We start from the raw sequence: 1,460 nt of genomic DNA, 5'->3' as shown, positions 1-1,460 counted from the left end.
GCGCTGGAGCGGCTCCGGCGGCGGGAGATCAACTGCATCTTCGCCGTCGACCTCTTCAACGAAGGCCTGGACCTGCCGCAGGTGGACACCATCCTGCTGCTCCGGCCCACGCAGAGCGCCACGATCTTCCTCCAGCAGCTGGGGCGTGGGCTGCGCCGGGCCGAGGGCAAGGCGGTGCTGACGGTGATGGACTTCATCGGCCAGCAGCGCCGGGAGTTCCGCTTCGATCTGCGCTACCGGGCGCTGACCGGTTACGGGCGCAAGGAGCTGGAAAAGGCTGTCGAAAACGAATTTCCGTACCTGCCGTCGGGCTCGCAGATCGTGCTGGACCGGGTGGCGCAGAAGGTGGTGCTGGACAACATCAAGGCGCAGCTGCGGTTCAACCGTGCGCAGCTCGTCCGGGGCATCGCGTCGTACGCGGAGACCGAGCTGGCGGCGTATCTGGAGCGGTCCGGGAACGACGTGAAGTCGATCTACCGGTCGACCAAGGATTCGTGGACCGGTTACCTGCGTCAGGCCGGGCTGATCGACGGGTTCTCTTCGTTGGAGGCAGTCCTCAGCGGCAGGATTCAGGAGCTTTCCGACGCCGACGAGAGGAAGCTGCTCGGGCGCATGGCGGCGCTGATCCATGTGGACGATCCGGAACGCGCCGAGGCGTACTCGATGCTCGTCGGCGCTGACGCGCCCCGCTACGCGGACCTCGGCATGCGGGAGCAGTCGTTCGCGCGGATGCTGTTTTACACGCTTTGGGACGACGGCGGCGGTTTCCCGTCGTACGACGCCGGCCTGGACTATCTGCGCGGCTACCAGTTTGTCTGCAGCGAGATCCGCCAGCTCGTGAAGCTCGGCGTGGCCGCGTCCAAGCATGCAGCCAAGGGCCTCGGCGCGGGGCTACAGCACGTTCCGCTGCTCTCGCACGCCACCTATCGGCGCGAGGAGATCCTGGCGGCCCTGCAGTACGGTTCGCTGGAGCTCGGCAAGAACGTGCAGCACCGCGAGGGCGTGGCGTGGTGCCCGGCGACGTCAACTGACGCCTTCTTCGTTACCTTCAACAAGGACGACAAGAAACACTCGGCAACCACGATGTACAAGGACTATGCCATCAGCCCGGAGCTGTTCCATTGGGAGTCGCAGAACGCGACGTCGCCGGGAAGCCAAACGGGCAAGCGGTACCTAAACCGCGCTGGGCATGGATCACAGATCGTGATCTTCACCCGCGATACTTCAGAGGACGAAACAGGACTGACTGTTCCGTACACGTGTCTCGGACAGGTGGACTATGTGCAGCATGCAGGACAGAAGCCGATCGCGATCACCTGGAAGCTGCACCGGCCGATGCCGGGGGACGTGTTTGCGACGGCGGCAGCTGTGGCCCATTAGCGTCGAGAACCAACGGCTGCAACAAGGAACGTCCAAGCGCCTCCACAAAGGGGAGCTGGGGAAAATGCCTGCTTGTATAC

1 protein-coding gene is annotated in these 1,460 nt (G+C 64.3%); it reads left to right on the top strand.

What is annotated here, in order from left to right:
* On the top strand, window positions 1-1,380 hold a 1,380-nt coding region (locus tag LQV45_RS31980), incomplete at its 5' end, for a DUF3427 domain-containing protein (protein ID WP_230011501.1).
* Window positions 1,381-1,460: the final 80 nt, after the last annotated feature.

The organism is Microbacterium sp. Bi128 (assembly GCF_918698205.1).
The sequence above is the reverse complement of the archived record's forward strand: the minus strand, read 5'-3'. Positions and strand labels throughout refer to the sequence as shown.